This is a genomic window from Mesorhizobium sp. P3_A9, assembly GCF_056402975.1.
This window is the reverse complement of sequence record NZ_JBFUGJ010000329.1, coordinates 1-6,432: the sequence shown is the minus strand read 5'-3', so window position 1 is coordinate 6,432 and position 6,432 is coordinate 1. Positions and strand designations below refer to the sequence as shown.

The 6,432-nt window shown below is 63.3% G+C and carries 5 protein-coding genes and 1 pseudogene; 5 read left to right on the top strand and 1 reads right to left on the bottom strand.

Going from position 1 to position 6,432, the window contains the following annotated elements:
• The 5 genes and pseudogenes from AC1DX0_RS28770 to AC1DX0_RS28750 form a co-directional block, all read left to right on the top strand.
• Positions 1-275 (top strand): annotated as a pseudogene (locus AC1DX0_RS28770) (aldo/keto reductase); the annotation flags it as partial.
• Positions 276-618: 343 nt separating this feature from the next.
• Positions 619-1,611, top strand: a complete 993-nt coding sequence (locus tag AC1DX0_RS28765; RefSeq protein WP_477357797.1) for a substrate-binding domain-containing protein — start codon at positions 619-621, stop codon at positions 1,609-1,611.
• Positions 1,612-1,783: 172 nt separating this feature from the next.
• Complete coding sequence (locus tag AC1DX0_RS28760) at positions 1,784-3,337, top strand: sugar ABC transporter ATP-binding protein (protein ID WP_477357794.1); 1,554 nt, start codon at positions 1,784-1,786, stop codon at positions 3,335-3,337.
• The gene (locus tag AC1DX0_RS28755; protein WP_477357791.1) at positions 3,334-4,299 is read left to right on the top strand and encodes an ABC transporter permease; all 966 of its coding nucleotides are present in this window, start codon (positions 3,334-3,336) and stop codon (positions 4,297-4,299) included. Before AC1DX0_RS28760 ends, AC1DX0_RS28755 begins: the two co-directional genes overlap by 4 nt.
• A 70-nt stretch (positions 4,300-4,369) precedes the next feature.
• Entirely contained in the window at positions 4,370-5,386 is a 1,017-nt protein-coding gene (locus tag AC1DX0_RS28750) for a zinc-binding alcohol dehydrogenase family protein (RefSeq protein WP_477220214.1), read from the top strand.
• Positions 5,387-5,401: 15 nt separating this feature from the next.
• On the opposite strand, the gene phnF is transcribed toward AC1DX0_RS28750, so the two are convergent.
• Positions 5,402-6,151, bottom strand: a complete 750-nt coding sequence (phnF, locus tag AC1DX0_RS28745; protein ID WP_477220215.1) for a phosphonate metabolism transcriptional regulator PhnF — start codon at positions 6,149-6,151, stop codon at positions 5,402-5,404.
• Positions 6,152-6,432 lie beyond the last annotated feature (281 nt).

The following is a 6,432-nucleotide window of genomic DNA, read 5'->3' as shown; positions in this document are numbered from 1 at the left end:
GGCCGGTGCAAGGCGCGCATTTCGACTACGCACCCGCCAGCCGCGATATGCTCGACCGGGTCGACGCCATGGAGAAGATCGCCGGCGAAGGCGGCTATCCCCTGGCTGCCGCCGCCTTCCAGTTTCCACTGCACGAGCCGACGGTCGCCACGGTGCTGACCGGCACCGCCAAACTGGCAAACCTGACRCGCAACCTCGAACTGCTCGACATCGACGTGCCGGAGACGGAATATCAGAAATACCGTCCCTACACGGTGGTGCAGGATCTGGGATGAAGGCGGCATCTTGCCGACATGCCCTCGATGGCGGGCTCCAACTTCACAAATCCGCGACATCGTCGAGAGAATGAACATTCCATATTGACTAAAGCATGGAATTAATATTCCATGCTTCTACAGAACGAAACGGGAGCTTCTGGCTGCATCCTGGGAGGAGCAGCGTGCGAATGTGTCTCCGCCGACGATAGCAAGCCGGGCGTGAAACACCGCTTGCATCGGCCAGATCGATGCACTATCAAAACAGCGTAAATGTTTTTTATTGATAAAGTTCTGTTTGGGCCACGCCTATCCGAACGGAACTTTCCGTAACGTTCACCGGGCGACTTAGGGAGGAATCCTAATGAAATTCATGACCAGCATTCTCAACCGCCGCGCCGTCATGGCACTGGCAGCAGCATCGATGCTCGCCGGCGTCATGCATTCGGCGCCGGTTTCGGCGGCGGACGTGACCATTCCGATCATCGTCAAGGACACCACGTCCTTCTACTGGCAGATCGTTCTGGCCGGTGCCCGCAAGGCCGGCAAGGATCTCGGCGTCAATGTGCCGGAACTCGGCGCGCAGGCTGAAACCGACGTCAACGGCCAGGTCTCGATGCTCGAGAACGCCGTCGCCAGCAACCCGGCCGCGATCGTGATCGCGCCGACCGAGTTCAAGGCGCTTGGCAAGCCGATCGACGAAGCCGCTGCCAAGGTCAAGGTTATCGGCATCGACTCCGGCGCCGACTCCAAGGCCTTCACCTCGTTCCTCACCACCGACAACGTGCAGGGCGGCCGCGTTGCCGCTGACGGCCTCGCAGCCGCCATCGGCGCAGCCAACGGCGGCAAGATCGAGGGCGACGTCGCCCTGATCACCAACGCTCCCGGCGCCGGCTCGCTCGAACAGCGCAAGCAGGGCTTCACCGAACAGCTCAAGGCGAAATATCCGGGCCTGAAGCTGGTCGCCGACAARTAYGCYGACGGCCAGGCCACCACCGGCCTCAACATCGCMACCGACCTGATCACCGCCAAYCCGRACCTCAAGGGTATYTTCGCCTCCAACCTGATCATGGCGCAGGGCGTCGGYCAGGCKRTCGCCGAGAACAACCTTGSCGGCAAGSTSGSGCTGRTCGGCTTCGACAGCGATGAGAAGCTGATCAAGTTCCTCAATGACGGCGTCATTTCCGCCCTCGTCGTCCAGGATCCGTACCGGATGGGCTATGACGGCATCAAGACCGCGCTCGCCGCCTCCAAGGGCGAGAAGGTCGAAGCCAATGTCGACACCGGCGCCAATCTGGTGACCAAGGCCAACATGAAAGACCCCAAGATCGACGCGCTGCTCAACCCGAAGCTCTGAGCTGTCGCATCCACAATCGTTTCCGGGGCCTCGCGCCCCGGAAACATCCACTGCCGGAACAAACGGCTTGGCAACCCGCAAGCTTAGGCTAGGCTGTTTTTTCGAGGCATATCCTTGCCTCGCCGCGTGCCAATGGTGAGGCCGATCTGGGAGCCAATCTGGGAGGATTGTCATGATTTCGACGGCGCAGGACCTGCATCCCGCCCCCGCGCTGGAACCAGGGCGCACGATCCTCGAATTACGCGGGTTGGAGAAGCGCTACCCCGGCACGCACGCGCTGAAGCCGGTCAACCTTGCTTTCAAGTCCGGTGAAATCCACGCCATCGTCGGCGAGAACGGCGCCGGCAAATCAACACTCATCAAGCTTCTGACCGGCGTCATGCCGCGCACATCGGGCGATGTCTTCTGGGAAGGCAAACCGGCAGCGCTCGCCACCCCGCATGAGGCGATGGCGCTCGGCATCAACGCCGTGCATCAGGAGGTCGTGCTCTGCCGYCATYTSACSGTYGCCGCCAACATGTTCCTCGGCGAGGAGRAYTCRCGYTWCGGCATCCTGCAGCAGCGYGCCATGGTCAGGGAAGCGCAGAAGATCATCGACGATCTCGGCTTCGACCTGCCGGCGCATGTCGTGCTCGGCGACCTTACCATCGGCCAGCAGCAGCTGATTGCCGCCGCCCGCGCCACCGTGCGCGGCACCAAATTCCTGATCTTCGACGAGCCGACCGCTTATCTCACCCGCAAGGAGGCGGACCAGCTCTTCACCCTGATCCGCCGGCTGAAGGGCGAAGGCGTGACGATCATCTACATCAGCCATCGCATGGAGGAAGTGTTCGAGCTCGCCGATCGCGTCTCCGTGCTGCGCGACGGCACGCTGGTCGGCACCAGGAACATTGCCGAGACCAACGACGCCGAGCTGGTCAAGATGATGATCAACCGCTCGATCGAGCAGGTCTATCACAAGGAGCATTTCACCCCCGGTGCCACAATCGTCGAGACCAGGAACCTGTCGGGCAAGGGGTTCGAAAATGTCTCGATGACGGTCCGCGCAGGCGAGATCATCGGGCTCTACGGCCTGATCGGCGCCGGGCGCAGCGAATTCGTCACCACGCTTTACGGCCGCCACCGCAAATCGGCGGGCGAGATCCTGTGGGAAGGCAAGCCGGTTCAGGTCAATTCCGAGCACGACGCGATCAAGCTCGGCATGGCGCTGGCACCGGAAAGCCGCCGCGACCAGGGCCTCTGCCTCAATCTGCCGGTCGGCCTCAACCTCAACCTGCCGATCTACAAGCGCATCTCCAGCAATCTCTTGATCTCCAACGCAAAGGAGAAGACCGAGGCCGACCGCCAGATCGCCGGCCTCCGGATCAAGACGCCGACGCGCGGCGCGCTGGCATCCAGCCTTTCCGGCGGCAACCAGCAGAAGATCGTCATCGGCAAATGGCTGGCGCATGGCGCCAAGCTGTTCATCTTCGACGAACCTACAGTCGGCGTCGATGTCGGCACCAAGGCCGAAATCTACCGCCTGTTCGGCGAGCTGTTGTCGAAGGGCGCCGGCATCATCCTGATCTCGTCCTACTTGCCGGAGGTCTACGAACTGGCCGACACGCTGCACGTGTTCCGGCGCGGCAAGCTGGTGGCCACGCATGGGTACCACACCGCCAGTCACGAGGACATTCTCACGCAGGCGCTCGCCGAGAAACAAGAAAAACTGGGAGGACAGACATGAGCATCGAGGCGATCCCCGCCGAAAAACCGAAGCGCAATTACAACGTCCTGTTCGGATTGACGCTGCTGGCGCTGTTGGTGCTGCTCTGGATCGTCCTTTCGCTGGCGACGCCAAGCTTCGCCTCGGGCAACAACATCGCCAATCTTCTGCGCCAGGGTTCGATGATCGCCATCATGGCGGTCGGCCAGACCTTCGTCATCATCACCGGCGGCATCGATCTTTCCGTCGGCGCGGTGGTCGGCTTCGCCACCGTCGTCGTCGCCATGCTGATCAATGCCGGCGTCCCGATCTGGCTCGCCATTCTGGCGACACTGCTGGTCGGCGTCGCCATCGGCATGTTTCACGGCTTCGGCATCGTCAAGATGGGCCTGCCGCCCTTCATCATCACGCTGGCGACGCTGACCTCGCTGCGCGGCATCGGCCTTTTGATGACCAACGGCAACTCGATCAACATCAACAGCGACACATTCACCGCCTTCTCGCGCAATTCCTTCATCGGCATTCCCAACCTGTTCTGGATGGTSATCMTGGTCGGCATTCCGGCTTAYATCTTCCTCCACCACAGCCGCTGGGGCCGCTATCTSTTCTCGGTCGGCTCAAACGCCGAGGCCTCGCGCCTGTCCGGCGTCAAYGTCCAGCGCACSATCTACATGGCCTACACACTGTCCGGCCTGTGCGCGGCCTTCGTCGGCGTGCTGCTTGCCGCCCGCATCGGCATCGGCAACCCGACCCAGGCCGAGGGCTGGGAACTGCAGGCCATTGCCTCGTCGGTCATCGGCGGCACCTCGCTGTTCGGCGCCGTCGGCTCGGTGCACGGCCCGCTGCTCGGCGCCTTCATCCTGGCCACCATCAACAACGGTGCCAACCTGCTCAACGTCAACTCGTTCTGGCAGCGCATCATCACCGGCGCGCTGATCATCATCATCGTCTACTTCGACGGGCTGCGGCGCCGCGGCAAGTAGGCATCCCTGAGCGGTCGCCGGCCCGACTTGACTGCCGGGCCGGCGATTTCATTAGAGACTGGATCGAAGCATGAAAGCCGTCGTCTGCCGCTCGCCCGGCGAACTTGTCCTGGAAGACCGCCCCGCGCCGGGCGCACCACCTGCCGGCTGGGCGCTGGTTTCAATCAGCCATGTCGGCATCTGCGGCACCGACTACCACATTTTCGAAGGCAAGCATCCGTTCCTCGCCTATCCCCGCATCATGGGCCACGAAGTGTCGGGAACCATCGTCGAGACCGGCGAAGGCGTCGACCTTGCCATTGGCGAACCGGTCGTCATCAACCCATATCTCTCTTGCGGCAAATGCATCGCCTGCCGGCACGGCAAGCCGAATTGCTGCGTCAGAATCGAGGTGCTCGGCGTTCATCGCGACGGCGCCATGTGCGAACGCATCCTGGTGCCGGCGCAGAATCTTTATCCGGCAAACGGCCTGTCGCTGGCCGATGCCGCCGCCGTCGAATTCCTGGCCATCGGCGCGCATGCCGTGCGGCGCGCGCGGGGCGAGCCCGGCGCCCGCACGTTGGTCATCGGCGCCGGSCCGATCGGYCTCGGCACCGCCATCTTCGCCCGCATAGCCGGGCTCGACGTGACGCTGCTCGACATGAGTACGGAACGGCTCGATTTTGCGGCGAACGAACTCGGCTTCAATATTCTCGACGGCTCCCGCGCAGCGGTGCCCGATCTGGTCAAGGAGGCGACGTCAGGCGAAGGCTTCGACGTCGTCTTCGACGCCACCGGCAACACCGCCTCGGTGCAGTCGGCCTTCGCTCATGTCGCGCATGGCGGCACACTGGTGCTGGTCAGCGTCGTCAAGGACGACATCGTCTTTTCCGACCCCGAATTCCACAAGCGTGAAATGACATTGATCGGCAGCCGCAATGCGCTGCGCGCCGACTTCGACCATGTCGCAGCCTCGATCCGCAACGGTTCGGTGCCCCTGGCCACGCTCGTCACCCACCGCACATCGCTTGCCGAGACGCCGAGCGATCTCGCCCGTTGGGCGCACGAAAAATCCGGCCTGATCAAGGCCGTGATCGAGGTGGGGTAGCCGGCCGCCGTCGCCCTACAGCGCCGACAGCTTCAGCTCCACCCGTTCCGCCGGAAACCGCGACTCCGAAAACTGGACCGGCTGCCCATCCGGGGTGACGTTGACGGAGACCGTGACGAGCACGATGGCGCCGGGCTGCAGGTCGAGGTCGGCAAGATCGGCAGCATCGGCATGGCGCGCCGACAGGACGGTCGATTGCCGGAGATAGTCGTCTATGCCGAAGCGGGCCAGCGACGCGGTGATCGAGCCGGTCTCAGCCATCGCCTTGTCGATCCCGGTAAAGCGCCTGGCATCGAACCATCCGGCGGCGCGCGACACCGGCCGGCCATCGGCTTCGCCGCGTGTCTCCAACCTGATCACCTCGGCGCCCCTGGCCAGGCCAAGCCCCTCGGCGACACGCTGGCTGGCCGGCTCGACCGATGAGGCGAGCAGCACGATATGCCGTTCCGACGTCTGCCCCTGCAGGCCTGTCGAAAAGCGTGTGCGTGCGCCGATCGGATAGGACAGCCGCTTGCGCGACAGCACGAAGGTGCCGCGTCCCTGCTCGGCCCGCAGCACGCCTTCCTGCACAAGCGCCGATATGGCGCTGCGCACCGTGTGACGGTTGACGCCATAGCGCTCGGCCAGCGCCACTTCCGGCGGCAGCGCGGAATTCTCGGCGAAATCGCCGATGGCGATCCCCTGCAGAATCCTGTCGGCGATCTGCCGCCACAACGAGACACCGCTGCGCCGCTCGATGCTGTCGGCTTCCTGTCGCCCGATCATGAATTGCCCCCCAAGCTTCCGCCGCTTGTCATCCACCCGTCATGGACACGCGTTAGGTAATATGTATAATTTGTATAGTTGTCTATATCAATAGACAAATTTAGCAAAGAGGAATGCTGCCGATGCGAGGACAGGAAGCSCGCGAYCAGGCYGAGCGCAAGGCCGYCATGGCGACGCTGGCGCAAKCRAGCGGCGAYGACATCGTCCGSCTCTGGAACGMGGCCGGCCTGCCYTCGSAAGCCGARCTKCTGCGCGGYCCCGARACCGGYCTGGTGACGCTG

Bases quoted from the DNA above. Each gene is read 5' to 3' on its own strand.
- phnF (WP_477220215.1), bottom strand. From the start codon at position 6,151: ATGATCGGGCGACAGGAAGCCGACAGCATCGAGCGGCGCAGCGGTGTC.